The sequence below is a fragment of the Mesorhizobium sp. CA15 genome (assembly GCF_020165215.1).
GTDB lineage: Bacteria > Pseudomonadota > Alphaproteobacteria > Rhizobiales > Rhizobiaceae > Mesorhizobium.
In genome coordinates this window covers 316,978-340,888 of the sequence record NZ_JAIUHQ010000002.1, presented here as the reverse complement: position 1 = coordinate 340,888, position 23,911 = coordinate 316,978, and the positions used below count along the sequence as shown (strand labels likewise).

The window sequence follows — 23,911 nt, the reverse complement described above, 5'->3', positions numbered from 1 at the left end:
ACTACCCGCGATGCTGCTGCTGCAGCCACACGGCGAGCGCGATGATCCCTGCCTTGACCACCAGGGCAGCGGCGTCAGGCACCCCGTTCGCCAGAAGGGTGTAGCGCACCAGTTGAATGGTAAGCGCCCCCAGCAGGCTACCGACGATGGTGGCCTTGCCGCCGCTGAGCAGGGTCCCGCCCACGGCAACAGCCGCGATGGCATCGAGCTCCATACCAAGGCCAACCAGGTTGGCGTCGCTGGAGGAGTTGATTGCAATCACGATAAGCCCGGCCAGCCCGGCGCAAAGACCGCTAATGCCATAGACCGCAATCTTTACCTTGGAGACGGCAATCCCAGCTAGTTCGGAAGCCTTTTCATTACCGCCGACCGCCAATATGCGTCGCCCGAACAGCGTTTTTTTCAACGCCCATGCAGCTGCAGCGACAATGACAGCCATGATGATGACTTGCGCCGGGATGTCCAATGGTCGAGCAAGGCCGATCCATTGAAATTCAGGTACGCGGAAGGTTTGCAGGTTCCCGTTGGTCATCACCTGAGCGATGCCGCGGCCGGCGATGAACAGGACCAGTGTCGCGACAATCGGCTGGATGCGGAAGCGTGCGACCAACCAGCCATTGAAGAGCCCCAACAGCCCGGCCACCAATACCGAGACGATCATCGCGGCAGCTACGGCCAGGTGGATGCTGCCGATCGGAAGGATCTTGCCCATGAAGATCATCGGTGCCAGCGCACCCGAAATCGCCATCAGCGATCCGACGGAGAGATCGATGCCGCCCGTGGCTATGACCAGCGTCATCCCGACGGCTACGATGACGATCGTGCAGACCTGGGTGAGGTTGACGTTCAGCGTCTGCATTGTCGCGAAATTGCGTGTGAAGGCGAGGTTGAACGCAACCAGCAAGACAAGTGCGATCAAGGTACCGTAGCGTGACAGAAAGCCGAAGAGGTCGAAGCTCCGCGCGACGGCATCCCGCTCCGCATATGACCTCGGCAGCTCGGTCATGTCGTGGCCCCCGAGGAAGCGCTTGTCCCGTGCGCCATCGCGGTCAGCACTTTTTCTTCGTTAGCGGCTTCAGCTTCCAACTCAGTCACGCTGACGCCATCGCGCAGAACGAATATGCGATCCGCACCTTCGATCACTTCCTCCAGCTCTGACGAGATCATGAGCACGCCGAGGCCCTGATCTGCAAGTCTCCGGATCAGACGCTGGATCTCGCCCTTGGCACCCACATCGATTCCCCTTGTCGGCTCGTCGAGTATGAGCAGCTTCGGATTCATCGCCAGCCAGCGGGCAAGCAGCACTTTCTGCTGGTTCCCACCCGAAAGCTCCCGCACCTTCTGATTGGGTCCGGAGCATTTAATGCCGAGCTCGCGGATGAACCGCTCGACGATTTCGCGCTGACGCGAGTCGTCCAGCACGCCGTTGCGGCTGATTTTCGGAAGCAAGGCAAGAGTGAGGTTTTCTGCCACCGTCATCTCCGGCACGATACCTTCTCCCTTGCGGTCCTCGGTGCAGAAACCCATGCCGGCGGCGATCGCGTCGGCGGGACGGTCGGGGTGGTACGCGGCACCCTCCATCGTCATCTGGCCGGCGCTTGGCCGATCGGCACCGAACACGAGCCTTGCAGTTTCGGTGCGACCCGCGCCGAGGAGGCCCGCAAACCCCGCGATCTCGCCGCGCCGGAGATCGAAGTTCACATTGCGGACAGCCTGCCCGGCCCCAAGCCCTCGGGCCGAAAACATCACATCCCCGATTCTAGAGCGGTCGCGCTCGCCGAAGGCTGTGGCGTGACCCTCGACAGCCGCGACATCGCGGCCAAGCATAGCTGCGACAAGTTCCAGCTTGCCGATTTCTTCCATTGCGGCGCTGCGCACCGTGCGGCCGTCGCGCATGATCGTGACCTGGTCGCAGACCTCATACAACTCGTCGAGCTTGTGGCTTACAAAAATGACGGACACCCCTTCAGCCTTCAACTGATGAATGACGCTGAACAGCACTCCCACTTCGCGTTCGTCGAGCGACGAGGTCGGTTCGTCCATAATGACAAGGCGAGCGGAGAACCCTATAGCCCGCGCGATCGCGACCATCTGCTGTGTTGCAGTGTTGAACTCGCCAAGCGGACGGCGAACATCGATGCCAATTGCGAAGCGGCTCAGCAGGCGCTCGGCTTCCGCGTGCATGGCATTCCAGTCGAGCAGGCCGTAACGGCGCTGTTCCCGACCCAGGCAAATGTTCTCCGTCACTGACCGTAGCGGGACCAGATTGATCTCCTGATAGATCGTGCTGATGCCGTTGACTTGTGCCTGGTGGGGCGAGTGGACCTCAAAGGGCTCGCCTTCGAACAGCACTTGCCCGGCATCCTTGCGGTAGTATCCGGTCAAGACCTTGATCAGCGTTGATTTGCCCGCGCCGTTCTGGCCTATCAGGGCATGGACCTCGCCTGAGCGCACGCAAAGCGACGCATCCGCCAGCGCCGGTATGCCTGCGAAACGCTTTTGGATGTCGCGCATGTCGAGAAGCAGCGTGGAAGGTCCGTCCGGCGGCCGCGTCATCGGCAAAGCTCCGAAAAAGCCTCCCCGCCGAGGCGGGGAGGCGCCTTTATCCAGACAACTCAGAACGCCGTACTGATCTTGTCCTTTGCGTTCGTGCCATCGTAGAAGTCGTCGTCGTTCTTGATGAAAGGCGGGATTTGCTTCCCCGCGGCATAGTCGGCCATCGTGGCGAAAGCCTTCGGTCCGAAAAGCGGGCTGCAGCCGCAGATGGCGCCGATCTTGCCGTCGACGATTGCTTGCACGCCGTCCTTTTCGCCGTCGATCGAGACGATCAGCACATCTTTTCCGGGCGTCTTGCCGGCGGCCTCCAGAGCTGCGATCGCGCCGAGCGCCATCTCGTCATTATGGGCATAGATGATATCGGCTTCGGGATGCGCCTGCAGCAACGTCTCGGCCACCTGGCGGCCCTTGTCGCGAGCGAAGTCGCCCGACTGTGAAGCGACGATCTTGAATTCCGAATGCTTGGCGATGATGTCGTCAAATCCCTTCTTGCGGTCGTTGGCTGGCGAGGAACCGGTGGTGCCTTCCAGCTCGATGATCTTCGATTTTCCATTGGCGTTCTTCACCACCCATTCGGCGATGCGATTACCCTCATTGATGAAGTCGGAACCAATGAAGGTGACGTAATCCTGTCCAGGCTTGGCCATGGTGTGATCCACGTCGCGGTCAATGAGAAAGACCGGGATGCCGGCATCACGCGCGGCCAGGATGACCGGCACCAACGGCTTGTCCTCGCGGGGAGGCAGGAAAATCGCGTCGACGCCCTGCGCGATCATGGAGTTTACGTCGGAGGCCTGCTTGGCCGAGGATCCGGCGGCATCAGTATAGACGAGCTGATGGCCCAGCTTTGCAGCCTCATCCTGCATGCTTTTGGTTTCCGCCAGCCGCCATGGATTATTGCTCTCGGTTTGGGCAAAGCCGACCTTGTACTTGTCTTTCTTGGCAAGCGGCGGAAGCGCGGCGAAGGCGCGTGGAGCGAGGGTAAGAGCGGCCACGCCGACGGCGGAGCCTACCAACAATTTCCGACGGGTAATGATCATGCTTTCCTCCTTGGTTGTCGCGTTTTGACGCCGTTGAATATTCCTCGCCTATGGCGGGCTAGGTCAGCTCGCTTGCAGACTCCGCCCTCGATTGAGTCACTGCGCCCGCTTCCAAAATGAAATCGGCGCAGCGGTCGCCCAGCATCATGGCGGGTGCAGCCGTGTTGCCGGCGTTGATGTTAGGGCACACCGACATGTCGGCAACGCGCAGGTTCTCTATCCCGCGCACCCGCATGGCCGCGTCCAGAACGGCCATTCGATCGCTGTCCGCACCCATGCGGCAGGTGCCGGCCGGGTGGTAATTCGTTTTGACGAAGCGCTTGCAGTGCTTTTCGAGCGCCGCGTCGCTGAGGTCGTCTTCCCGGGGGACGGCTACAGCCTTGATGCGATCCGCCAGCGGCTTCGCGTGGAATGCCTTCAGGAAATAGCGCTGGCCGGCAATCATCTGCTTCATGTCGTCTTGATGTTTGAGCAGGTGCGGAGAGACGACCGGCATGTCGTTCGGATCTGCCGAACGCAGCTTCACGAAGCCACGGGACTTCGGCTTGACGACCACGGTCGTCACAGTGAGGCCGTAGGTATTCTCGACCAGGGTCAGGACATCGCGGTCCAGGTACACATGGGGCACGCAAAAAGCCTGGATCGTCGGTTCGCCGTCCGGGTCGGTCGGATTGACAAAAGCCCCGGCCTCGACCCCAGCCGAAAGGATGGTGCCGGCGCCGAAAAGCTTGAAGTGCAGGCCATTCTTGATCATCCGCCAACCCTGGCCCTGCTTAAAGTAGCCATACGGGCCGTTTGCTGTGGCAATGATCGGCACTTCCGGATGGTCGATCAGGTTCTGGCCGACGCCTGGAAGGTCGACGACGCAGGCAATGTCATGTCTAGAAAGTTCCTCGGCTGGGCCAATACCTGACAGCATAAGGAGTTGCGGCGATACCAGCGCGCCCGACGAGACGATCACGTCGCCGTCCGCATAGGCCTCGTGCTCGGTTCCCGATTGGTCAGTGTAGATTACACCCTTTGCGCGCTCGTTCTGGATCAGCAACTGCCTCGCGGCAGAATTCAGCCTCAGCGTCAGCCTGGGATCCTTAGCCAATGGCTCGATAAACGCATAGGCAGCGCTGCTGCGCTTCCCGCGCCGGTTCATGAACTGATAGAAGCCCACTCCGCGTTGCGACGGCCCGTTGAAGTCATGATTGTAGGGCAGTCCGAGCCGTTGGACCGCCTGTACAAACCAACGCGAAACGTCGTCAATGTGACCGGGGTCGGAGACGAGCAACGGTCCTTCGCTGCCATGCAACTCGCCGCCGAGGCGGTTGTTGCCTTCCATGCCCGTGAAGTGGGGCAGCACCGCCTGCCAGTTCCAGCGGATGCCGGCATTGTTGCCGCGCAGCAACTCATCCCATTCGTCATAATCCGAGGCACGGCCGCGCATATAGACCTGGGCGTTGACCGAGGTGCCGCCGCCCAGCACGTTGCCTTGTGAGATTTCGTGTTGACGTCCATCCAGATGCTGCTGCGGCTCGGTGCGGTAATAGCGCATGAACTTCGAGCCATTGATCATCTTGAAGATCCCCGGCGGCATATCGAGCAGCGGGTGGTGATGCGAATGCCCAGCTTCGAGAAGCAGGACCCGCCGTCCTGCCCTCACCAGCCGCGCCGCGACCACGCAACCCGCTGCTCCGCCGCCCACCACGATATGATCGTAAGTCTGCGTCATTCTCGCCGGTCCTCCCTCCGGCCCTCACGGCATTTCAAATGTGCCACGGACATACTCCCAAGCCGCGGAAAGATGATTGAGCAGCGCCCGCTCGGCGCCATCTGGATCTCGCTCGATGATCGCCATGCAGATTTCGCGGTGGCTCAGGAAATTGATGCGGTTGCGCTCGGGCGATCGGGGCATGCGCATCCAATGCGGCGACAGCCACGCGGTAAAGGCCTTGTGCACGGCGGGCATCACCGGGTTGCGCGTGATCTGGTAGAGCACGGCGTGAAATCCTACGTCGGTGGCATAGAATTTTTCCGAATCCGGTATCGCCGCCTCGTTCATCTCGAGCGCTGATCTGAGCGTGGCCACGTCGTCCTTGCGCGCATGGATGGCGGCGTTGCGCGCAAGAGCGGCTTCAAGAAAGACCCGGGTATCGTAGAGGTTTTTCACTCCCGCCTGAGCGCTTAGCAGGTGGCCGACAACACCTTCCAAAGCGCCGAGCGCCGCGTCCAGCCCCGGCCGGCGGACCACTGGGCGAAAGCGTGGACGCGCTTCGATAAGACCGCGGCTTGCCAGGCGAGCGACCGCTTCACGCACCACGCCGCGGCCAACCCCGTACTCGGCCATCAACTCGCGCTCGGCCGGCAGGAAGCTGCCATCACCGAGCTTGCCGGAGACGATATCCGCTTCGATTCCAATCACCATGGCGTCTGCCGCGCGAGCAGCTCCGCTCGTGGCCCGCGTTCCAAGATGCTGTGGTGTACTTAACAAGCCGTCCTCCACTTCACGCAGTCATTAATGCGCAGATCGGACCAAAGCACAAGGTCCAGCGAGTTATCATCGGACCAAAAGCGCGGTGGATCACCGATCTGGTTGCGATCAGCCCGATAGAGTGCAATTATGGTATGACGAAAATAGGCCAGACGACGAGAGCCTCGCAATGGGCGATACAATAATCACGGACGTAGAGGTTCGGCTTTTCCGGGTGCCGCTGCGTGAAGTAATGACCGACGCCAAGCATGGTGCTCACACGCATTTTGAGCTGGTGACAGCGACCCTGAGGCTGGCGGACGGCAGCGAAGGGACTGGTTACACCTACACCGGAGGTAAAGGTGGGCATGCGATCGGAGCCATGATCGTGCACGATCTGGCGCCGTTCCTGAAAGGACGGGACGCGACCGACATCGAGGCGCTCCATGATGGGATGCTATGGCACATCCATTATGTTGGACGCGGCGGCATCGCGTCCTTTGCGATTTCTGCGCTCGACATAGCGCTCTGGGATCTGCAGGGCCGGCGCATCGGCCGGCCACTCTGGGAAATGGCAGGCAGGGCCGGCAAGACAGCCAAGGCATATCGCGGCGGCATCGACCTGAACTTCTCCCTCGATCAGTTGCTGGCGAGCATCGACTCCTATCTCGCCGCCGGGTTCAATGCTGTGAAGATCAAGGTCGGCAAAGACGACCTCGCGGAGGATGTCGCCCGAGTTAAGGCGATCCGCGAGCGCATCGGGCCGCACACCCCGTTCATGGTGGACGCCAATTACGCGCTCGACATTCATCGGGCGATCGAAGCGGCGAAAGCATTCGCGCCTTACGAGCTGCTCTGGTTCGAGGAGCCCATCATACCGGACGATTACCAGGGCTACGCTGCCATTGCCGAGGCGACGGGCATGCCGCTGGCCATGGGCGAGAACCTGCATGTGATCGAGGAGTTCGAGCATGCCGTCGCGTGGTCGAAGCTATCCTACATCCAACCAGACGCGTCGAACTGTGGCGGCATCACAGGCTGGTTGCGGGTCGCCGAGCTTGCGCGCAAGGCTGGAATTCCGGTGTGCAGCCACGGCATGCAGGAACTACATGTCAGTTTGGTCGCAGGCCAATCAAACGCTGGTTGGGTGGAGGCGCACAGTTTCGACATCGACCTGTACACCACTCGTCCGCTCAGGCTGCAGGATGGGCTGGCAGTCGCCCCAGACGAGCCAGGCATTGGTGTCAGCTTTGACTGTCGTAAGCTGGATGGCTTTGAGGAGAGGGTCTAAGCCAGATCGGTAACGGACCGACCTGGCCGGAAAGAGCCAGCTTGCCGAGCGGACCAGCCACGGTCGCTTCGAAGCGTCGAGAGGCTATCGCGCTGGAAAAGGAGCGCGCCGCGAATAAGCAGCACCCGCCGAACGGCGAGTGGGGGGTCCACGGCGGCCGGTCAAGTGATCTCCCGGCAGAGGCGAATGACATATCGCTATTGGGCTGTCGCAGGCGAAGCGGAGCACCTGGCCAATGAAGCAAATGTCCGACTGCTACTACGCGCAAGGTATCAACTTTTTTGCGAGACCTCGTCCCTCTGCTCATTGCGATCACTCAAATTTAAATGCGCTGGCATCCGAAGTGCTCACAATGGCTGAATGCCACGGTACGTTTTCGAAGTTACGAGAAACGGGCAGCGATTTGCCGATGCGTGGGTTGAACTGGACAGCCTGCGCGACATGCGACGAGAAGCGCTTAAGACGCTGCACGACATCGCCGTCGACGAAATGGCTGAGAGCGACATCGATGAGACCCTGGCGATCTCGGTCCATGATGAAACCGGCAGGGCGATATATTCAGCAACTCTCACGGTCTCACAATCGTTGCCGCTCTTGCACCTAGTTGGCCGGTGAGAGGCGTCGCAGGAGGTTGCGTCGAAGTGGGTCCGCCGCCGAACATTCTTGGGTGGGCCGTCATCGGGGGCCATAATAAGTGCGCGCGTCACGTGGGGTTGTGGCGCCGATCCGCCGGAAAATGAAGCTTTCATTTCCCTCCGGCGCTGCCTGCGCGGCGTCGGTCAGCATCGCCATTCGCTTGTGGATCGGCGACTTGATGCAGGCCGGATCCGTTGCCGCCGCATCGCCGGCGATCGCCATCGCCTGACACCTGCAGCCGCCCCAATCGATCTCACGCCGCTCGCAGCTTCGGCACGGCTCCTGCATCCAGTCGGTGCCGCGGAAGGCGCTGAATGCTGGTGAGTCGGCCCAGATTTCGGCGAGCCTGCGGTCTCCGAAGCGCTCGAAGCGCAGCGAGGGAATGGTCTGGGCGGCATGGCACGGCAACACGGTGCCGTCGGGCGCGACCATGAAGGCGTCGCGCGCCCAGCCCCCCATGCATGGCTTGGGATACACGGCAAAATAATCCGGCGTGACAAAATCGATGTTCATGATTCCGGCGAGCCTTTCGCGTGCCGCCGTGACGATGTCCGCCTGCCGGTTGACCGCCGCCAGGTCGGGCATCAGCCTGTCGCGGTTGGCGAGCGCCCAACCGGCATATTGGACGTTCGCGATCTCCAGCCGCTCCGCATCCAAGGAGAGGGCGAGATCGATGAATTCCGGCACTTCCTCGATGTTGTGGCGATGGACCGGCGCATTGATGGTGAGGGGCAGCCCGGCCGCGCGGGCGCGGCGTGCCGTCTCCAGCTTCTTCTCGTGGCTGCCCCGGTGGTTGCCGATACGGTCGGTGGTCGCCTGACGGGCGCCCTGGAAGCTTAGTTGCAGGTGGTCGAGACCGGCTTCGGCAAAGGCCTCGATGCGGCCCTCGGCAATGCCGACGCCGGCGGTGATGAGGTTGGTGTAGACGCTGCGCGCCGAAAGCCCGGCGATCAATTGCTCGAGGTCGCGACGCAGCGTCGGCTCGCCGCCGGAAAGATGCACCTGCAGGACACCGAGATCGGCGGCCTGCGAGAACAGATCGAGCCAGGTCTGCGTGTCGAGCTCGTGGTTGGCCTTCAGCAGCTCGAGCGGATTGGAGCAATAAGGGCACTGCAGCGGGCAGCGATGCGTCAGTTCCGCCAGCATGCCGATCGGGGGCAGGAGGGGCGCGTTCATAGCTTCACCAAAAGCTTGTCCGACCATTCCTGCAGGAAGGCGATGACGTCGGCCGCCACGTCCTCCGGATCCGCGTCATAGTCGGCCGCAAGATCGGCGATGATGCGCTCGACCGTGGACCGGCCGTCGCAGCGGCGCAGTATGTCGAGACTGATCTCGTTCGGCCAGAATACCTTCTCCGGCGAAAGCACGGCGAACGCCTGCCGCACGGGATCGTACTGGATGCGCACATGCCTGGGCAGCGATGGCGCCGACCGCAACGACACGATGGCTCTTTCCCGTAGTGCCGTCATGAGGCCGCCGCCGGGCGGAAGGCGCCGGGCGGTATGTTTCCCGGCGCGCCGTAAGCATGCTGGAGCGCATCGAGCATGGCCCAGAGTATGTCGCATTTGAAAACCAGCGCATCGATCGCCTGCTGCTGGCGTTCGGCCGTGTCGGCATGGGCCAGCACATAGGCGAGGGCGAAGTCGGCGTCGCGCGATGCCTGTTCGGGCCGCCGGCTGAAATAGGCCAGCGTATCCTCGGTGATGTAGTCGTATCTGGCCAGCATCGCCGGCACCCGCTCGCCAATGATCGTCGGCGAGAACATCTCGGTCAGCGATGACGCGACCGCCTCGAGCAGCGTATGGTTCGTGCAGAAGGAAAGATAGGCGCCGACGGCGAAACGGGTCGCCGGCAGGGCCAGCTTTTCGCCCTTGACGGCTTCGGCATCGAGCCCAAGAGAGCTCGCCAGGTGCAGCCAGCGCGCGATGCCGCCGCTCCAGCCATCATCGCCGTCATGGTCTTCGATGCGCTTGCGCCACGCGGCGCGAAACGCCGGATCCTCGGCACGCGCCAGGATCATGGCGTCCTTGCGCGGAATGACGGCCTGGTAGCAATAGCGGTTCAGCGCCCAGGCCTGCATTTCGGCCTTCGACAGCGCGCCGCCGGTCATCCTGTGATGGAAAGGATGGCGGTTGTGGTAGCGCTCGTCGCCGACCCGCCGCAGCACGGCCTCGAGCTCGCTCTTGGACAATCCGCCTCGGGCCGCGTCGTGGAAATCGCTCACAATTCAAGCTCCATGCCATCGCTGGCGACTTCCCAGCCAGCCGCCTTGACCGCCGCGTGTTCGGCGGAATTCTCATCCAGCACAGGATTCGTGTTGTTGATATGGATAAAGACGCGGCGACCGATCTTCACATCGGCCAGACCGGCGATCGAACCCGCTTCTCCGGACATTGGAACGTGCCCCATCCGCGCGCCGGTTTTCTCACCGACGCCGGCGGTGATCATCTCGTCGTCCGTGTAGACGGTGCCGTCGAACAGAAGGCAAGCAGCACCGGCCAGACGCGCGCGCAGCGCGGCATCGATGCGCGCGCAGCCCGGAACGTAGAAAACCGCGGCACGACCGCCGGTCTCGCTGACGCGGACGCCGATCGTGTCGCCGGTGTCCGAGCTGAAATCGGCGGCGGGATCGCCTCTTTGCTCGAGGTAGAGCGCTACCTTGCCCGGCACCGGAAAGCTGCGGACGATCACGCCGGTCGGGTGGCCGTCCGCGCCGCAGATTGCCATTTCCTTCGTTGGTGCCAGCAGGCGCCGAGGCACGATCGCCGGATCGAGAACATTGAAGATAGAATTCGCCTCCAGCGTCGCCAGCACCTGTGCCGTCGCATAGATCGCGAAAGGCTGTCGCTCACGCAGGCTCAGCAGGCCGGCGACATGGTCCACGTCGGCATTGGTCAGCACCACCGCGCGGATAGGAGTCGAGCGCAGCGGCGCGTCGGCCGCGGGCTGCAGCTCGGGCGCTTGCGCAATCTGCTGGCGGATGTCGGGCGACGCGTTGAAGAGGACCCAACCTGTCCCGTCCGCCGATACGGCGATGGATGATTGGCTTCGCGAACGCAAGCCAGGCATGCCCGTCCGAGCCGCGCGGCTCAGGCGGTAATTGCAGTTCCACTGCGGAAAGCCGCCTCCCGCCGCCGATCCGATGATCTTCACGCGCATGGCAATGCATGCCCAGCGGGCTAACTGACCGGCGCCACTTTTACGGCTGCGGTCGATTTGCGTCCGCGTCTTCTGATATCGCAAAGAATTGCATGCCCCGTTGAGCAGGGCATGCAAATTCACGGGCTACTTTTTCGGCCGGATTTCAGCAGGCAGATATCGCGATATCTCGAAGCCCGCCGCCACCTGACACATGGTTGGTTTCTTCCAGGTCTTCTTCATCGAGTTCTCCTTCTGCAACCATAAGATCGACGGCCGTTAGGGCCAAGTGGTCCACTTTGCTAGGCCGCCTGCAAAGCACGTTGATTGGCGTCGCTCTCGCCAAGAGCGTTGAGCGCCTCGTCGGTTGCCGATTCTTCCTTCAACGTTTGTCGGAGCAGCGGAAGAGCATCCTTGAGACCGAGCTGTTCGGCCCATGCGATCAGCGTGCCGTAGCGTGCGATTTCATAATGCTCGACCGCTTGCGCGGCGCCAACCAGCCCTGCGTCAAGCGCCGGCTCGTCCTTGTACTCTTCGAGGATTTCCGAGCCCTCCTCGATGATTCCGTCGATAGCAGGGCAGGTTTTGCCCCTGGCCGGCTTGCCGAGCATGTCGAAGACTTGTTCCAGGCGGCCCACCTGGTCTTCAGTTTCCTTGAGGTGCTTTTCGAAAGCTGCGCTTATCTTTTCGGACTGTGCTGCTTTCGCCAGCTTTGGCAAAGCCTTCAGGATCTTTTTTTCAGCGTAATAAATGTCTTTTAGTCCGTCCAGGAACAGGCTTTCCAAGCCGTTCGAGGTCGCGGACGAAGCTTTTTTCGGCATCTTAGGTCCTCCTTGGGTGTAGGGATGCGCCTGCGGCACTCTTCCTAATCCGCCCGGAGACCCGAAGTTCCGACAAGAGTGTCATCATCGCTGGCGCCGTGCTCACAACGACTTAGCTCCGAAGGCAGTCCGGTTGAGGAGACGTCAACTTCCGCCTCGTCCGACATCGCGCATCCGCTCGATTTCCTCCGGCTCTTTGTCGTCCATTCCGGCGATCTCGTTGCGAGCCTGGTCGTTCGCCTTGATCAGCTCATCGAGTTTCGCCTGCAATGCTTGGGTGTCGCGATGCTCGGCCCTTTGAATAAACAGCGTCATTGCCCAGGTGATCAGCGTCGCGGCGCCGTGCCAGTCAAGTGTCTCCCGCTCGAAGACGTACCAAGCAAGAGTGTAGCCGCCCAAAATCAAAAAGGCCGCCGGTCGGGACGTCAGTGTGCCGACTTTGGTCAGCGCTTCTCGAAGCTGCAATGTTGCCATGCCTGCGAACGGCTGAGCGCAAGCCGGGTTCCCGCTGGATACGTTGGGCTGGAACCTAGCTCGAGGCGGGAACGTCCCCCTCGTGTCAAGCGCTCTCGCCGTGGAAAGCCATCGAGTGTGTCCCCAGAGTGTTCAAGCTCCCCTCCGTGCAGCGATCCGTCCATTCCCCGCCGTTTCGGATTTACGGAACATCGGCGTCATCGTCCAGTTATCTCGCGTCGAGGAGGAGGTGCTCCATGAACGCGACAAAGGAATTCCTGCGAAGCTGGCTGGAAGAGAATGTCGGCAACTTGCCGACCGACACCGAGATCAGCGTTGCGATGCTGGCGCAGCAATTCGAGCAAGACGCCGATGCCGCCGGCTACGGTCGCGAGGTGCGCGAGCAGGAGGTGGGCAACATTGAGGACGCCATCCAACGTGCACTAGACAAAGCCGGCGAGGAAAACAGAGGGTCGGAATCCAGTGCTGATCACGAGAATTCGCTGGCGCCCGTCATCGATGCCCTGGAAGATGTCGAGCCTGAACAGGATGATGCCGAGGGCTCCGGCAAGCCGGCTGTCTAGTCTAGCGGTTCTCCTTGGTCAGCGTCGAAATTACCGTGTCCAGAACGTCTTTGGGCAAGTCTCTCCTTCGCGCAGCGCTTCGAACAGGGAGGTCACCAAGCTTTCCAGCGTTCCGCCGTGATCCTTCGACAGTTTCGAAGCTGCCTGCGTTAGCGCTTCGAATTCCAAAAGACTGAGTTGAGAGTGGCGCGTCATGGTTCCTTCCTCGCGAGGCGGACGCAGGACGCAACCGGACGCTTGCCGCAGTTGTAGAATTGCAGCGGTTCAGCCTCAACCACATTTGCTGCAAGAGGCTGGTGCTTCTCCCGGCTGCGGAGCAGTAACGAGGCCGATCCCGCTGCCCACGGAACAAAGGCCGGCCACAGAGGTTTGGCCGGCTTCAACCTGCCCGGAAGTCAGCAGACATCCGATGAAAGCGGAGGAAGTGCTCAATGACGAAGCCCCGCCAAAACGACGATCCCGCGCGATCAACCCCAAGCAGCGATCGGACCGGCCAGCAAACAGGAGCGGACAGGGATTCGCCGCAGGAAGATCCGGTTGAAGGCTCGCGCAAGATTGTGGATCGCGAGCTCGCCCGGCAAAAGCCGTCGGCCGGGGCTGATAAGAAGGAGGCCGAGCAGAGCCTGCGCGACCAAGTCGAGGAAGAGACCGAGCTGCCTCAGAAAGGGTCGGCCTGATAGCGAGCAGGGCGGCTGTAAAGTCGCCTGCTCCGCCACACCGCCTGATTTCCAACGATGACGGCAAAGTTCAGGAAGAACCTGCTTCTGTTGCTTGCGGCGGCAGCGGTTGGCTTGTCCCTGTACAATGGCCAGCTTGCGCGACGGGCGTTGGCCGCACGTCCGCTCGGGCGCTTCATCCATCTCCGGGGAACGAAGCTGCATTTCCTGGAGGCGGGCAATGGGCAACCGCTTCTGCTGTTGCACGGCAATGGCGCCTCGGCGGAAGACTTCGCGACAAGCGGCATCTTCGGCAGAGCCGCCGCCAGATATCGCGTACTTGCCTTCGACAGGCCCGGCTTCGGCATGAGTCCACGCCCGGCCGGCAGACCTTGGACCGCAGCTGCCCAGGCCGACCTCATCGATGCCGCGGTCGCGAAACTCGGCATCGGGCGCTACATGGTTGTCGGCCATTCCTGGGGTGCAGCGGTGGCGCTCGAGATGGCGCGCCGGCATCGCCGGTCGGTAGCTGGCGTCGTTGTCGTCGCCGGCTATCATTACCCGTCGCCGAGACTGGCCCTTGCCATCTCCGCGCTGCCGGCGGTTCCACTGCTCGGGACGGTGCTGCGCCACGCTTTGCTGCCTTCGCTGGTCAGACTGAACTGGCATTGGGCGATGAAGCAGATTTTTCATCCGGCAACGGTCGCGATGCCTTTTGCGGCGATGACAAGAGGATTGGCGAGCCGGCCCTCGCAGCTGCGCTCCATATCCGCTGAATCCTTTCTGATGCTGGTATCGGCACTCTTCCCAAATCGCCGATATGCCGACATCGCCGTCCCTGTCGGGATAATTGCCGGCGCGGGCGACCAGCTGTTCGATGCCAAGGCCGAGGCGCTGCGGCTGCAATCAGAGATAAGCCACTCGCTCGTAGAAATCGTTTTGGATGCGGGACATATGGTGCATCAAAGCAATCCGCAGGTGATCCTAGCGATGATCGACAAGGTTGCGGCTCTTGCCAACATTGGTGACATGGCGAAGCAATCGGCTCGCACGACCTGATTAGGTGCGCGGTCCGCGGAACAACGTAATACGGCCGAGATTCGGCTGGCTTCCAACGGAGAACCAGCCACGTATTTTACCGACAAAGAAATTGCAATTCCCGGTCAGGGTGGAAAAGCCGAACCCGATCTTCGCGCGCGCCCTGCAACAGGCAATCGGCGGCGCAAAACCCGAACACGGAGGAACTTTCGCGTGGCTGCGGCTTGATCTTCGGGATTTGATGCGATTGCAGCGAGGGGAAGATGTTGCGCACCGTTGCCCGGCCGAGCCGGGCTTTCCTGCCCCTGCTGGCGCTTGCCTCTTGCTCCTCGTCTAAAACGATTGACCAGCAATCGAAGCGTGCGGCCTCGACGGCGCAGGCGGCAGTGCTGTTGAGCGACGCCTGGCTCTCCGGCGCCGCGCCGTCCCATTATGCGTCCACTGCATTGCAAACCTTCGCCGAGACACTCGCCGCCGGCCGGCAAGTGGAATCGGCGTCTCCCTCCGACCGGGGAAAGCGAGATTCGTTGGCAGCGGCTGTTACCCGGCTGTCGAATGCGGCAAGGCGGGCCAAGGACGCGGTCGAGGCCGAACAGGATGCCCAGGTCGGTCAGGCGCAACAGGAGCTTCGGGCCGCGCAAGGCGATCTCGCTGCGGCCTATCGCCAGTATTTTGCGCAGCAGCAATGAAGAAGCTGCTCGAAATTTCACTCGGTGTCGTGACCAGCGTCGGCGGCTTCGTGGAGGTCGGCTCGATGGCGACGGCGGCGCAGGCCGGTGCATTGTTCGGCTACCAGCTCATCTGGGCGAGGATGGCGACTGTAAATCTCGAGCATCTTGCCGGCAGGCCTGTATTCTCCGAGCGCGGCAAGAGCATCGGCTATATCGAGGAGATCATCGCAGAGCAGGATGGTGACGATCTCGTCGTCACCGAATTCCATATCGGCATCTTCGCGGCGTTCGAGCGACTGTCCGCGTCGACTGTCGGCACCGCATTGCTCGACTTCTTCGCGCTGAGCCGCCGCGAGGGCCTTTATCGCATTCCCTGGGACAAGATCGATATTTCCGATCCGACACGCCCCAGGCTGCTTTGCCCAGACGAGAAGCTTGCCGCTTTGAAGGCAAAGCCCATGGGCAAATGAGAACTCGCTAAAAAGCTGCTCGTCCAGGGGAACATCGTAGCCGGCCGGAAGTTCGGATTGCATCGAGGAGGCTGCACCATGAACAGTGTCATCTATCTCATCGGACTGATCGTTGTTGTGCTCGCAGTGCTTTCCTTCCTCGGCTTTCACTAGGAGGCACCATGCAGCGCGAGGATGATCGAGGCCCCGAGTCCGACTTCGCCAAGGCGAAGGACGAAGTTTCCGACCGGATCCAGCAAGAAACCCAAAGCGCCGGCGAAGCTCTCCACGATGCCCGCGACGAGGTCGCCCGCAGGGCTGGAGCGTATGCCGCCGAAGCCCAGCAGGCCGTCTCCGAAAAGGCCGAGCAGACGCAGCGCGATATCGGATCGAGCCTGTCGGTTTTCGGCGGCGCCCTGCGCGCCGCGAGCGATCACTTGGCTAACAGCGACCAGAGTGCGGCCTCGAAGTTCATGCAGGAGGCCGCAAGCGGGCTGGAGCGGCTGTCCTCCTCGTTGAAGGAGAAGCCGTTCGGACAAGTGCTCGAAGACGTTCAGTCCTTTGGCCGCGAGAATCCTGGAGCGCTTCTTGCCGGTTCGGTTCTGGCGGGATTGGCACTTGGCCGCTTCATGAAGGCTTCGCCGCCCGGCACGCGCCGCCCGACGCAGGCCGCGGCCAAGCCTGAACGTTCCGGACAAACCGGCCTGGGAAGGAGTGCACGACGGGATAGCGCTCCCTCAAATTGGGGTTCCGACGGCGGCATACCCGGCAAGGCAGCGGAGCTGAAGAGATGAGCACTCACGATAATCCAAGTCTCGGCACATTGGTCGCCGATCTGGCGCAACAGGTGAGCACGCTCGTGCAAACGGAGGCGAGGCTCCTAAGAGCGGAGATCTCGGAGAACGCGACCAAGGCTGGCGCAGGCGCCGTCGAGGTGCTGGGCGGCGCGATATGTCTGCTCGCTGCGCTGCTGGTTTTGTTGCAGGCGCTCGTTATCGCTCTGGCCCGCCTTGGTCTGGGCGCCGGGTGGTCCGCTTTGCTCGTGGGCGTGGTCGTGGCCGTGCTTGGCGTGATCCTGTTGCGGACCGGCATGGCGAGCATGGCGCCTTCCGAGCTCGCGCCGGACCGTACACAGGAACAGCTCAAGCGTGACGTGAACGTGATCAAGGAACAAGCGAGATGACCGAGAGATCCGCAGCAGAGCTCGAACGCGAAGCGGAAGCCACGCGCGCAAGAGTGGTGGCGACCGCAGACTCCATTCGCGACAAGATGACCCCCGGGCAGCTCTTTGACGAATTCACCGGGCATTTCAGAGGCGGCGCGGGCTCCGAAATGCTTCACAACCTGAAGGCCCAGGTTCGGGACAATCCATTGCCGCTGACGGTGATCGGCGCGGGCCTGGCCTGGCTGATGTTGGGCAGTGGCGCCTCCGCCACCCCGGCTGGTACCGATGTGACGCGGCGCGGTCCTGGCCTCGATCATGGAGCGTTCGGCGCTGGAATAGGTTCGACCGTCTCGGATGCGGCAGGCTCCGTCGCCGAAGCGGCCAGCGGGGCGGCCGGAACTGTCTCGGGAATGGCTAACGAAGCTGCCGGCACAGTGTCGAACGTGGCAAGCAGCGCAGCCGACACACTGGTGAGCTCGGCGGCGGCTGCGGCCGATATGGCAACGAGTGCCAGCCGCTCGGCACATAGTTTGCTTGAGGACCAGCCTCTCGCAGTGGCTGCCGTCGGCCTCGCCATCGGAGCTGCCATCGGCGCCATGCTGCCCCACACAGAGGTCGAGGACGAGCGATTGGGCACCTATCGCGAGAGGCTTCGGGATAGTGCCGAAGACACTTTGAAAGAAGGCCTCGACACCGCAACGCAAGTCGCGGCGGAAGCCTACCAGTCGGCAAGCGACGAAGCCGGACGGCAGGCGTCGAGCGAGGGCACGCTGGCCGACAAGGTCGGCGGGGTCGTCAAAGCCGCGGCCGACAAGGCCGACGAATCGGTGCGCGAGAAACTTTCCGATTCCGACGCGTCCTCGTCCGGGAAATCGTAGCCGCTTTTTCAACACTCAAGGAACAATGCGCGCCTCCCTCGGTTCGGGCGGCGTCAGATAGATGGAGACACCGCAATGGCTGAATCGCGCGAATGGCTTGTCCAATGGCTGAGGGACGCTCACGCCATGGAGGAACAGGCAGAGACGATGCTGTCGGGGCAATTGAGCCGGATTGAGAGCTACCCTGAACTCAGCGAGCGAATTCGCAGCCATCTGGAAGAGACGAAAGAGCAGGCGAGGCGGCTGAAAACCTGCCTGGATGGCCTCGATGAAGGTTCCTCCATGTTGAAAGACGCAGGCGGCAAGCTGACCGCTACAGCGCAGTCGATCAGCGGCGTCTTCGCCGGCGACGAAGTCATGAAAGGCTCTCTGGCGAGCTACACGTTCGAGCACATGGAAATCGCGTCCTATACGATCCTCATCGCCGCGGCCAACGCCGCGGGCGAGGCTGAGATTGCCCGTGTTTGCGAGCAGAACCTGCGCGAAGAAGAAGCCATGGCCGAGTGGTTGAAGAGCAACCTGCCGCAAGTCACGCAAAAGTTCCTGACGCGGGCGGACGCCGACAGCGACAGCGCGAAACGCTGACTTGGAAAGACCACCGCCAGGAACAATCCGCATTTCCAGCTGTTAGGGTCGCGGTCGGTCCTCCCTCTACCGGTCGAAGGCTGGGCCCGCCCCGATGGTTGAATGGGGCGGGCCGGTTGGCATGAATCCAGGAACATTCCTTCTTTCAAAACATTAGGGTCGCTCCCATCCTGGAGTGCCCATGCCGATATTGAACATCCGACTTGGCTTGCCCGACCTGAGCCGGATGCGGCTGGCGCTGACGTTTCTCATGCTGCTCGCCATCGCCCTGCCCGGTCTGGCCGAGCCGCAGACGTTGGTGATCGGCTATCTCGGCGAACAGCGCAAACCACCTCTGCCCCTCGGGCCGCTGGACGAGGTCGTCACTGACGACGGCCTGCAAGGTGCCCGGCTCGGCATCGCCGACGATGTCAGCACCGGCCGCTTTCTCGGCCAGCAATTCCGGTTGCAGCAAGTCATCCTCAAGGTCGGCGAGACGCCAGCCGAAGCGATCAAGGAATTCGCCGCCGCCGGCATCAGCTTTGTGGTTGCCGATCTGGATGCCCCCCAATTGCTGCAGGCGAGCGCAGCTCCTGGCGCCGAGCGGATGACGCTGTTCAACAGCCGCGCACCCGATGATCGCCTGCGTCAGGAGGATTGCCGCAAGAACGTGCTGCACACAATTCCGAGCCACGCCATGCTCGCCGACGCCCTGGCGCAATATCTGATCTGGAAACGCTGGCAGCACTGGTTCCTGCTGGTCGGCCCGCATCCGCAGGATCAGGCGATGGCGGCTGCCTTCCGGCGCGCCGCGACGCGCTTCGGAGCGGAAATCACCGTCGACCAGCCCTGGACGTTCCGGCCCGCCAATGGCCGCGCGGACACGGGGCACGTCACGCTGCAGACCGAGATCCCCGCCGCCACGCAAGTCAGCGACTATGATGTTCTGGTTGCTGCCGATGAAGCGGATGAATTCGGCGCCTATCTCGAGGGGCGCACCGCTCTTCCGAGGCCGGTGGCCGGGACGCAAGGGCTGGTCGCAACCGGCTGGAGTGCGGTCAACGAGGAGTGGGGCGCCACGCAGCTCCAGGATCGCTTCCACAAGCTGGCCGGGCGCTGGATGCTGCCCAGCGACTACGCCGCCTGGCTTGCCGTCAGAAGCGTTGGCGAGGCGGCAACGCGGCTGCACAGTCTCGATCCGACCGCGATCGGAAACTATCTGCGCAGCGACGATTTCCTTCTCGCCGGCTTCAAGGGACAGGGGCTGAGTTTCCGTCAGTGGGACGGGCAGATGCGCCAGCCCATCCTTATCGCTGGCCCTCGCCTGCTCGTCTCGAGTTCGCCACAGCCGGGCTTCCTTCACCAGCGTACGACGCTGGACACTCTGGGCATCGATCTGGAGGAGAGCACGTGCAAGTTCTGATCGCGCTCGTCCTTTCGATGTTGATCCTCGCTCCTTCCGCCTGGGCAGAGACGATTTACGTTTCCAACGAGCAGGACAACACCATCGCGGTCGTCGACGGGGCGACCATGACCCTTCAGGACACGATCGAAGTCGGCCGGCGTCCGCGCGGAATGGCGCTTTCGATCGACAAGAAGACGCTGTTCGTTGCCGAAGGCGACGATAACCGCATCGACATGGTCGATCTCGCCAAGCGGCAGGTGGTCGGTCGATTGCCTTCCGGCGCCGATCCGGAATTTTTCGTCGTCCACCCGGATGGCAAACGGCTCTTTGTGGCCAATGAGAAGGACAATCTGGTTTCGGTCGTGGATATCGCGGCGGCCAAGGTTATCGGCACCGTCGATGTCGGGGTGGAGCCGGAAGGTATGGCGGTTAGTGCCGACGGCCGAACGGTCGCCTGCACCTCCGAGACCACGAGCATGGTCCATCTTATCGATGCCGCCACGCTCGAGCTCATCGACAACCTGCTCATCGACACGCGGCCGCGCGCGGCGGCGTTCTCGCCGGACGGCAAGCAATTGTGGGTGTCGTCCGAAATCCGCGGCACCGCCACGGTGTTCGACGCCGCGACGCGCGCTCAAACGGGCAAGATCGAGTTCGAGGTGCCGGGTATTCGGCGCGAGGGCGTGCAGGCGGTCGGTATCGTGATGTCGCGCGACGGCGCGAGCGCCTATGTAGCGCTCGGTCCAGCCAACAGGATTGCCGAGGTCGACACCAAGACCCTCACGGTCCGGCGCCTCTACCTCGTCGGCCAGCGGCCCTGGCATGTCGCGCTCTCGGACGACCAGAAGCGCCTGATCAGCGCCAACGGCAACTCGGGCGATGTCTCCTTCATTGACCTGGAGAATCAGGAGGTGGTGAAATCGCTGCCGGTGGGGCGCGGCCCATGGGGTGTCGTGATCGGCCCATGAACGCGCTGTCGGTCGAGGAGCTGGGCCACAGTTTCGGAAACCGGCGGGTTCTCCAGGGGGTCTCGTTCGCTGTGGCTGAAGGGAGGATGTGCGTCCTGCTTGGACGCAACGGGGCCGGCAAGACGACTTTGTTCTCGCTGATCACTGGTCTCTATCACGCGCGGGCAGGATCTGTGCATGTCTTTGGCCAGGCGATGGAGGCGAACCCATCCGCCGCCCTCGCGCAAATGGGCATCGTTTTCCAACTGCCGACGCTCGATCTCGACCTGACGGCGGGGGAGAACCTGCGCTACCACGCGGCCCTGCACGGGATTCCCGCAGACTTGAGCAAGCAGCGCTCCAGGGAGGAACTCAGCCGCCTGGGAGTGCTGGACAGGATCGATCATCCCACCCGCGCGCTGTCCGGCGGTCAGCGCCGACGCGTGGAGATCGCAAGGGCGCTGATGCATGGTCCGCGCCTGCTGCTGCTCGACGAGCCGACCGCCGGGCTCGACGTGCCGGGACGGCGCGCGCTCGAGCGGCATGTGAGAGAGCTTTGCCGCGAGCGCGGCATTGCCGTTGTGTGGGCGACGCATTTCCTCGAAGAAGTGGGAGCCGATGACGACATCGTCGTGCTGGATCAGGGCAGGGTGCGCTGGGCCGGTCGCGCTGATCGCATCTCTCCCGAGCTTGGGGTCGAAAGCATCGCGGAGGCATTCGCCTCGCTGACGGGGTCGCCATGAAGACGCATCACGCATTGCGGGCGCTCCACGGCATCTTGCAGCGGGAAATGCTGCGCACGCTGCGGCAGCGCGCGCGCCTGTTCTCCGCGATGGTCCGTCCGCTTGTCTGGCTGGCGATCTTCGCCGCCGGCTTCCGCTCGGTACTCGGCCTGTCGATCACGCCGCCTTACCAGACTTATGTCCTCTACGAGGTCTATGTTGTGCCCGGGCTGATGGCCATGATGCTGCTGTTTCATGCCATGGCAAGCTCGCTGGCCATGGTCTACGACCGCGAGATGGGCAGCATGCGCCTGCTGCTGACGGCACCTTTGCCGCGCTGGTACCTGCTTGCCGCGCGCCTGCTGGCCAGCGTGATCGTCGGCCTGCCGCTGGTCTACCTGTTCCTCTTCGTGGCGCGCTTCTGGGACGTGCGGCCGCCGATCCTGGGCTATGTTGCCGTGTTTCCGGCGCTCGTGCTGTCGGGTCTGATGCTCGGTGCGTTCGGCCTATTGGTGTCCTCGCTCTCGACCCAGATGGAGAACTTCGCCGGCGTGATGAACTTCGTCATTTTCCCGATGTTCTTTGCCTCGACGGCGCTCTATCCGATCTGGCGGCTCGCCGAAGCCGGCCCGGCGCTGGCGACGATCGCCGCCTGGAACCCATTCAGCTCGGCGGTCGAGCTGATCCGCTTCGCGCTCTACCTGCGGTTCGACGTGGTTTCCATGCTCGTCGTTGTCGCCTGCCTTGGGGCATTCTTCCTGGCGGCGGTGGTCGGCTACGATCCAGGCCGCGGCCTGTGGTCCCGGCGCGGCGGCGAAGGCTGATTATCTGAGGGCATAGAGATAGGCCGCGATATCGCGCGCCTGCTGCTCGGTGATCCTCGTCGACGGCATGGCGGTATGCGAGTTGATTTCCCTTGCCGACCGGATCCAGCGGATCAGGTTCTCCGGATTGTTTGCCAGAACGCCGCCGATATAGACACGGCCGGCTAGGCTGCCGTCGAGGCGCGGCCCGACCTGGCCTTGCGCTCCCGGCACGCCGGGAATCGTATGGCAGCCGGAACAGCCATTCGCGGTCATGATCGGAATGGCGCGTGCGCCCACGCCGCCGGTCGCCACATCCGACTCGTGCCGGACGCGCTCGCGCCGGTCGGTCCATAAGGCCGCCGCGCCGACTGCCGCGGCCAGCAGGAGGATCGCGGCAAGGGCGCCGCCGATCAGCCTAGCCAGGTCGGAGCGCATGCGTTGCCTCCCTGGTTCCACTGTTGCTTATCCAGAGGCCGGCGAGCAGCAAGGCCGCTCCGCCATAGATCAAGCCGGCCGGAACCCACATTATTAGCCCTGCGAGCTGCTGGTCCTCGATCGGGCTCAGGCCCCAGAGCGCCGCGCCGGAGGCATTCGCCGGATACCAGAGTTTTGGCGATAACAGCAACAGGACGCCGAGCAGGCCGGTATGCAGCGAGGTGAAGAAAAGATGCATGACGGAGCTGCCATAGGTTTGCCGCCGGCCGTAACGTGGCAGAAGCGCCCACCAGAACAGCAAGGCAGTGCCGAGGAAACTCGCATGCTGTGCATAATGCAGCACCCCCTGCTGCAGCGCTGCGTCGAACAGCGCCGGAATGTGCCAGGTCCAGATTGCTATCCCATGAAGGACCGTCGCGCTGAGCGGGCGCGCGGCGAGGGCCCAGAGCGCCTGCAGCACCTTGCCGTGGGTGAGCTTTCCTGTCCCTCGGCGAAGTTTGGCTGGCAATGCCCACATCAAGGCCGCGCCCGGGCAGGCGGCGACCAGAAGCGGCGCCGCCACGGCCATCAGCAACTCGTGCTCGATCATATGGGCTGAGAACACGCGCTCGCCGAGCGCGTGTATCGGGCTGACCAGCGCTCCCGTCAACACGCCCCAACCGGCCGCGAACAACAGAGCCTGTCGTAGCCGCTCCGGTCGGCCCCGGCCGCTGCGGCGCCATAGCCGGCTTGCGCCGAGCGCATAAATAAGCGCGAGCACTGCCAAGGGAAGCGTGATGGGAAACGCCAACGTCCATCCGGCCTCGGGCGCGCCGGCGCCATAGCAGATCGAGGTCGAGAAGAAGGCCTCGAGGCTCATCGCAGGCACTCGTCGAGGATAAGCGCGGCGCTGCCCTGCATGAGGATGACGAGGGCGAACAGCAGCGCCGCGAGCATGCCGAGATCGGCGACGAAACGCTCGGTGCTGCGCGTGCGCTCAGGCTTGAAGGCGGCGCCGCCTTGCCGCTTCGCCCGCCATGATAGCGCGCCACCGAGCAGCGAAAACAGCGCGAGCAACAGCGCCACCGGGAGCACGACCTGAACCTGGCGATTGCACTGCCAGTGCACGAGCGAATAGTTCAGCTGCGTCGAGATTGCCCAGGCCAAAGGCCCCGACAACAAACCTCCCCAGGACGTGCCCAGCCGCAGCGCGCGCATC

The 23,911-nt window shown here is 62.8% G+C and carries 30 protein-coding genes; 15 read left to right on the top strand and 15 right to left on the bottom strand.

All coding sequences use genetic code 11. The annotated features are described in order from the left end of the window. Position 1: 1 nt before the first annotated feature. From LB515_RS05065 to LB515_RS05045, 5 genes are read right to left on the bottom strand one after another with little or no spacing between them, the layout of a single operon-like run. On the bottom strand, positions 2 to 1,006 hold the full coding sequence (locus LB515_RS05065) for an ABC transporter permease (protein ID WP_224706945.1): 1,005 nt from the start codon (positions 1,004 to 1,006) through the stop codon (positions 2 to 4). Beyond that, positions 1,003 to 2,556, bottom strand: a complete 1,554-nt coding sequence (locus LB515_RS05060; protein ID WP_224706944.1) for a sugar ABC transporter ATP-binding protein — start codon at positions 2,554 to 2,556, stop codon at positions 1,003 to 1,005. The genes LB515_RS05065 and LB515_RS05060 overlap by 4 nt, the downstream gene beginning before the upstream one ends. A gap of 59 nt (positions 2,557 to 2,615) precedes the next feature. Then, positions 2,616 to 3,596 (bottom strand): ABC transporter substrate-binding protein, encoded by a 981-nt coding sequence (locus LB515_RS05055; RefSeq protein WP_095768517.1) that lies wholly within the window; start codon positions 3,594 to 3,596, stop codon positions 2,616 to 2,618. A gap of 58 nt (positions 3,597 to 3,654) precedes the next feature. Further along, complete coding sequence (locus tag LB515_RS05050; RefSeq protein ID WP_224706943.1) at positions 3,655 to 5,316, bottom strand: GMC family oxidoreductase; 1,662 nt, start codon at positions 5,314 to 5,316, stop codon at positions 3,655 to 3,657. 24 nt (positions 5,317 to 5,340) lie between these two features. Beyond that, entirely contained in the window at positions 5,341 to 6,009 is a 669-nt protein-coding gene (locus tag LB515_RS05045) for an FCD domain-containing protein (RefSeq protein ID WP_224706942.1), read from the bottom strand. A gap of 235 nt (positions 6,010 to 6,244) precedes the next feature. On the opposite strand from LB515_RS05045, the gene LB515_RS05040 reads away from it, so the two are divergent. Next, a complete protein-coding gene (locus LB515_RS05040) occupies positions 6,245 to 7,345 on the top strand; it encodes a mandelate racemase/muconate lactonizing enzyme family protein (RefSeq protein ID WP_224706941.1) in 1,101 nt (366 codons plus the stop codon). Positions 7,346 to 7,705: 360 nt separating this feature from the next. After that, positions 7,706 to 7,960 carry a DUF6894 family protein gene (locus tag LB515_RS28305; RefSeq protein ID WP_411969121.1) on the top strand — a complete coding sequence of 85 codons (255 nt, stop codon included), beginning with the start codon at positions 7,706 to 7,708 and terminating at the stop codon, positions 7,958 to 7,960. Positions 7,961 to 8,020: 60 nt separating this feature from the next. On the opposite strand, the gene pqqE is transcribed toward LB515_RS28305, so the two are convergent. From pqqE to LB515_RS05000, 7 genes are all read right to left on the bottom strand, one after another. Further along, the gene (pqqE, locus tag LB515_RS05030; protein WP_224706940.1) at positions 8,021 to 9,157 is read right to left on the bottom strand and encodes a pyrroloquinoline quinone biosynthesis protein PqqE; all 1,137 of its coding nucleotides are present in this window, start codon (positions 9,155 to 9,157) and stop codon (positions 8,021 to 8,023) included. Further along, positions 9,154 to 9,423, bottom strand: coding sequence for a pyrroloquinoline quinone biosynthesis peptide chaperone PqqD (gene pqqD / locus LB515_RS05025; RefSeq protein WP_224523261.1), 270 nt, complete (start codon positions 9,421 to 9,423; stop codon positions 9,154 to 9,156). The genes pqqE and pqqD overlap by 4 nt, the downstream gene beginning before the upstream one ends. 23 nt (positions 9,424 to 9,446) lie before the next feature. After that, positions 9,447 to 10,205, bottom strand: a complete 759-nt coding sequence (gene pqqC / locus LB515_RS05020; RefSeq protein WP_224706939.1) for a pyrroloquinoline-quinone synthase PqqC — start codon at positions 10,203 to 10,205, stop codon at positions 9,447 to 9,449. Next, positions 10,202 to 11,140 (bottom strand): pyrroloquinoline quinone biosynthesis protein PqqB, encoded by a 939-nt coding sequence (gene pqqB / locus LB515_RS05015; protein ID WP_224706938.1) that lies wholly within the window; start codon positions 11,138 to 11,140, stop codon positions 10,202 to 10,204. Before pqqB ends, pqqC begins: the two co-directional genes overlap by 4 nt. Positions 11,141 to 11,266: 126 nt before the next feature. Next, entirely contained in the window at positions 11,267 to 11,362 is a 96-nt protein-coding gene (locus LB515_RS05010) for a pyrroloquinoline quinone precursor peptide PqqA (RefSeq protein ID WP_108702850.1), read from the bottom strand. A 59-nt stretch (positions 11,363 to 11,421) separates the two neighbouring features. Continuing rightward, on the bottom strand, positions 11,422 to 11,940 hold the full coding sequence (locus LB515_RS05005) for a ferritin-like domain-containing protein (RefSeq protein WP_224706937.1): 519 nt from the start codon (positions 11,938 to 11,940) through the stop codon (positions 11,422 to 11,424). A 144-nt stretch (positions 11,941 to 12,084) separates the two neighbouring features. Further along, complete coding sequence (locus LB515_RS05000) at positions 12,085 to 12,414, bottom strand: low affinity iron permease family protein (protein WP_224706936.1); 330 nt, start codon at positions 12,412 to 12,414, stop codon at positions 12,085 to 12,087. A 236-nt stretch (positions 12,415 to 12,650) separates the two neighbouring features. Between LB515_RS05000 and LB515_RS04995 the strand changes: the two genes are divergently transcribed. The 13 genes from LB515_RS04995 to LB515_RS04930 all read left to right on the top strand — a co-directional run bounded on the left by LB515_RS04995 (position 12,651) and on the right by LB515_RS04930 (position 22,296). After that, a complete protein-coding gene (locus LB515_RS04995) occupies positions 12,651 to 12,977 on the top strand; it encodes a DUF768 domain-containing protein (protein WP_095768527.1) in 327 nt (108 codons plus the stop codon). Positions 12,978 to 13,408: 431 nt separating this feature from the next. Continuing rightward, entirely contained in the window at positions 13,409 to 13,654 is a 246-nt protein-coding gene (locus LB515_RS04990) for a hypothetical protein (RefSeq protein WP_095768528.1), read from the top strand. 90 nt (positions 13,655 to 13,744) lie between these two features. Beyond that, the gene (locus tag LB515_RS04985) at positions 13,745 to 14,692 is read left to right on the top strand and encodes an alpha/beta fold hydrolase (protein ID WP_224706935.1); all 948 of its coding nucleotides are present in this window, start codon (positions 13,745 to 13,747) and stop codon (positions 14,690 to 14,692) included. Positions 14,693 to 14,934: 242 nt separating this feature from the next. Beyond that, a complete protein-coding gene (locus tag LB515_RS04975) occupies positions 14,935 to 15,360 on the top strand; it encodes a hypothetical protein (RefSeq protein ID WP_224706934.1) in 426 nt (141 codons plus the stop codon). After that, positions 15,357 to 15,812, top strand: a complete 456-nt coding sequence (locus tag LB515_RS28300; RefSeq protein WP_224600525.1) for a hypothetical protein — start codon at positions 15,357 to 15,359, stop codon at positions 15,810 to 15,812. Before LB515_RS04975 ends, LB515_RS28300 begins: the two co-directional genes overlap by 4 nt. Positions 15,813 to 15,973: 161 nt before the next feature. Then, positions 15,974 to 16,585, top strand: coding sequence for a hypothetical protein (locus tag LB515_RS04965; protein WP_224706933.1), 612 nt, complete (start codon positions 15,974 to 15,976; stop codon positions 16,583 to 16,585). Then, on the top strand, positions 16,582 to 16,974 hold the full coding sequence (locus LB515_RS04960) for a phage holin family protein (protein WP_095768531.1): 393 nt from the start codon (positions 16,582 to 16,584) through the stop codon (positions 16,972 to 16,974). The genes LB515_RS04965 and LB515_RS04960 overlap by 4 nt, the downstream gene beginning before the upstream one ends. Beyond that, positions 16,971 to 17,834, top strand: coding sequence for a DUF3618 domain-containing protein (locus LB515_RS04955; RefSeq protein ID WP_224706932.1), 864 nt, complete (start codon positions 16,971 to 16,973; stop codon positions 17,832 to 17,834). Before LB515_RS04960 ends, LB515_RS04955 begins: the two co-directional genes overlap by 4 nt. A 75-nt stretch (positions 17,835 to 17,909) precedes the next feature. Beyond that, positions 17,910 to 18,419: a ferritin-like domain-containing protein gene (locus tag LB515_RS04950; RefSeq protein ID WP_095768533.1), complete on the top strand. Its 510-nt coding sequence runs from the start codon at positions 17,910 to 17,912 to the stop codon at positions 18,417 to 18,419. 181 nt (positions 18,420 to 18,600) lie between these two features. Further along, entirely contained in the window at positions 18,601 to 19,821 is a 1,221-nt protein-coding gene (locus LB515_RS04945) for an ABC transporter substrate-binding protein (RefSeq protein ID WP_224706931.1), read from the top strand. Further along, complete coding sequence (locus tag LB515_RS04940; protein WP_224706930.1) at positions 19,809 to 20,771, top strand: PQQ-dependent catabolism-associated beta-propeller protein; 963 nt, start codon at positions 19,809 to 19,811, stop codon at positions 20,769 to 20,771. Before LB515_RS04945 ends, LB515_RS04940 begins: the two co-directional genes overlap by 13 nt. Continuing rightward, positions 20,768 to 21,493, top strand: coding sequence for an ATP-binding cassette domain-containing protein (locus LB515_RS04935; RefSeq protein WP_224606497.1), 726 nt, complete (start codon positions 20,768 to 20,770; stop codon positions 21,491 to 21,493). The genes LB515_RS04940 and LB515_RS04935 overlap by 4 nt, the downstream gene beginning before the upstream one ends. After that, positions 21,490 to 22,296 carry an ABC transporter permease gene (locus tag LB515_RS04930; protein ID WP_224706929.1) on the top strand — a complete coding sequence of 269 codons (807 nt, stop codon included), beginning with the start codon at positions 21,490 to 21,492 and terminating at the stop codon, positions 22,294 to 22,296. Before LB515_RS04935 ends, LB515_RS04930 begins: the two co-directional genes overlap by 4 nt. Here LB515_RS04930 and LB515_RS04925 read toward each other — a convergent pair whose 3' ends face one another. Genes LB515_RS04925 through LB515_RS04915 form a run of 3 tightly spaced genes read right to left on the bottom strand, consistent with a single transcriptional unit; the run spans position 22,297 to position 23,910 of the window. Further along, entirely contained in the window at positions 22,297 to 22,713 is a 417-nt protein-coding gene (locus LB515_RS04925) for a c-type cytochrome (protein WP_224706928.1), read from the bottom strand. Then, positions 22,694 to 23,572 (bottom strand): cytochrome c oxidase assembly protein, encoded by an 879-nt coding sequence (locus tag LB515_RS04920; RefSeq protein WP_224706927.1) that lies wholly within the window; start codon positions 23,570 to 23,572, stop codon positions 22,694 to 22,696. The genes LB515_RS04925 and LB515_RS04920 overlap by 20 nt, the downstream gene beginning before the upstream one ends. Continuing rightward, positions 23,569 to 23,910, bottom strand: coding sequence for a hypothetical protein (locus LB515_RS04915; protein WP_095768540.1), 342 nt, complete (start codon positions 23,908 to 23,910; stop codon positions 23,569 to 23,571). The genes LB515_RS04920 and LB515_RS04915 overlap by 4 nt, the downstream gene beginning before the upstream one ends. Between the last annotated feature and the right edge of the window lies 1 nt (position 23,911).

Bases quoted from the DNA above. Each gene is read 5' to 3' on its own strand.
- LB515_RS05065 (WP_224706945.1), bottom strand. From the start codon at position 1,006: ATGACCGAGCTGCCGAGGTCATATGCGGAGCGGGATGCCGTCGCGCGG.
- LB515_RS05060 (WP_224706944.1), bottom strand. From the start codon at position 2,556: ATGACGCGGCCGCCGGACGGACCTTCCACGCTGCTTCTCGACATGCGC.
- LB515_RS05055 (WP_095768517.1), bottom strand. From the start codon at position 3,596: ATGATCATTACCCGTCGGAAATTGTTGGTAGGCTCCGCCGTCGGCGTG.
- LB515_RS05050 (WP_224706943.1), bottom strand. From the start codon at position 5,316: ATGACGCAGACTTACGATCATATCGTGGTGGGCGGCGGAGCAGCGGGT.
- LB515_RS05045 (WP_224706942.1), bottom strand. From the start codon at position 6,009: ATGGTGATTGGAATCGAAGCGGATATCGTCTCCGGCAAGCTCGGTGAT.
- LB515_RS05040 (WP_224706941.1), top strand. From the start codon at position 6,245: ATGGGCGATACAATAATCACGGACGTAGAGGTTCGGCTTTTCCGGGTG.
- LB515_RS28305 (WP_411969121.1), top strand. From the start codon at position 7,706: ATGCCACGGTACGTTTTCGAAGTTACGAGAAACGGGCAGCGATTTGCC.
- pqqE (WP_224706940.1), bottom strand. From the start codon at position 9,157: ATGAACGCGCCCCTCCTGCCCCCGATCGGCATGCTGGCGGAACTGACG.
- pqqB (WP_224706938.1), bottom strand. From the start codon at position 11,140: ATGCGCGTGAAGATCATCGGATCGGCGGCGGGAGGCGGCTTTCCGCAG.
- LB515_RS05010 (WP_108702850.1), bottom strand. From the start codon at position 11,362: ATGAAGAAGACCTGGAAGAAACCAACCATGTGTCAGGTGGCGGCGGGC.
- LB515_RS05005 (WP_224706937.1), bottom strand. From the start codon at position 11,940: ATGCCGAAAAAAGCTTCGTCCGCGACCTCGAACGGCTTGGAAAGCCTG.
- LB515_RS05000 (WP_224706936.1), bottom strand. From the start codon at position 12,414: ATGGCAACATTGCAGCTTCGAGAAGCGCTGACCAAAGTCGGCACACTG.
- LB515_RS04995 (WP_095768527.1), top strand. From the start codon at position 12,651: ATGAACGCGACAAAGGAATTCCTGCGAAGCTGGCTGGAAGAGAATGTC.
- LB515_RS04990 (WP_095768528.1), top strand. From the start codon at position 13,409: ATGACGAAGCCCCGCCAAAACGACGATCCCGCGCGATCAACCCCAAGC.
- LB515_RS04975 (WP_224706934.1), top strand. From the start codon at position 14,935: ATGTTGCGCACCGTTGCCCGGCCGAGCCGGGCTTTCCTGCCCCTGCTG.
- LB515_RS28300 (WP_224600525.1), top strand. From the start codon at position 15,357: ATGAAGAAGCTGCTCGAAATTTCACTCGGTGTCGTGACCAGCGTCGGC.
- LB515_RS04965 (WP_224706933.1), top strand. From the start codon at position 15,974: ATGCAGCGCGAGGATGATCGAGGCCCCGAGTCCGACTTCGCCAAGGCG.
- LB515_RS04960 (WP_095768531.1), top strand. From the start codon at position 16,582: ATGAGCACTCACGATAATCCAAGTCTCGGCACATTGGTCGCCGATCTG.
- LB515_RS04955 (WP_224706932.1), top strand. From the start codon at position 16,971: ATGACCGAGAGATCCGCAGCAGAGCTCGAACGCGAAGCGGAAGCCACG.
- LB515_RS04950 (WP_095768533.1), top strand. From the start codon at position 17,910: ATGGCTGAATCGCGCGAATGGCTTGTCCAATGGCTGAGGGACGCTCAC.
- LB515_RS04945 (WP_224706931.1), top strand. From the start codon at position 18,601: ATGCCGATATTGAACATCCGACTTGGCTTGCCCGACCTGAGCCGGATG.
- LB515_RS04935 (WP_224606497.1), top strand. From the start codon at position 20,768: ATGAACGCGCTGTCGGTCGAGGAGCTGGGCCACAGTTTCGGAAACCGG.
- LB515_RS04930 (WP_224706929.1), top strand. From the start codon at position 21,490: ATGAAGACGCATCACGCATTGCGGGCGCTCCACGGCATCTTGCAGCGG.
- LB515_RS04925 (WP_224706928.1), bottom strand. From the start codon at position 22,713: ATGCGCTCCGACCTGGCTAGGCTGATCGGCGGCGCCCTTGCCGCGATC.
- LB515_RS04920 (WP_224706927.1), bottom strand. From the start codon at position 23,572: ATGAGCCTCGAGGCCTTCTTCTCGACCTCGATCTGCTATGGCGCCGGC.
- LB515_RS04915 (WP_095768540.1), bottom strand. From the start codon at position 23,910: ATGCGCGCGCTGCGGCTGGGCACGTCCTGGGGAGGTTTGTTGTCGGGG.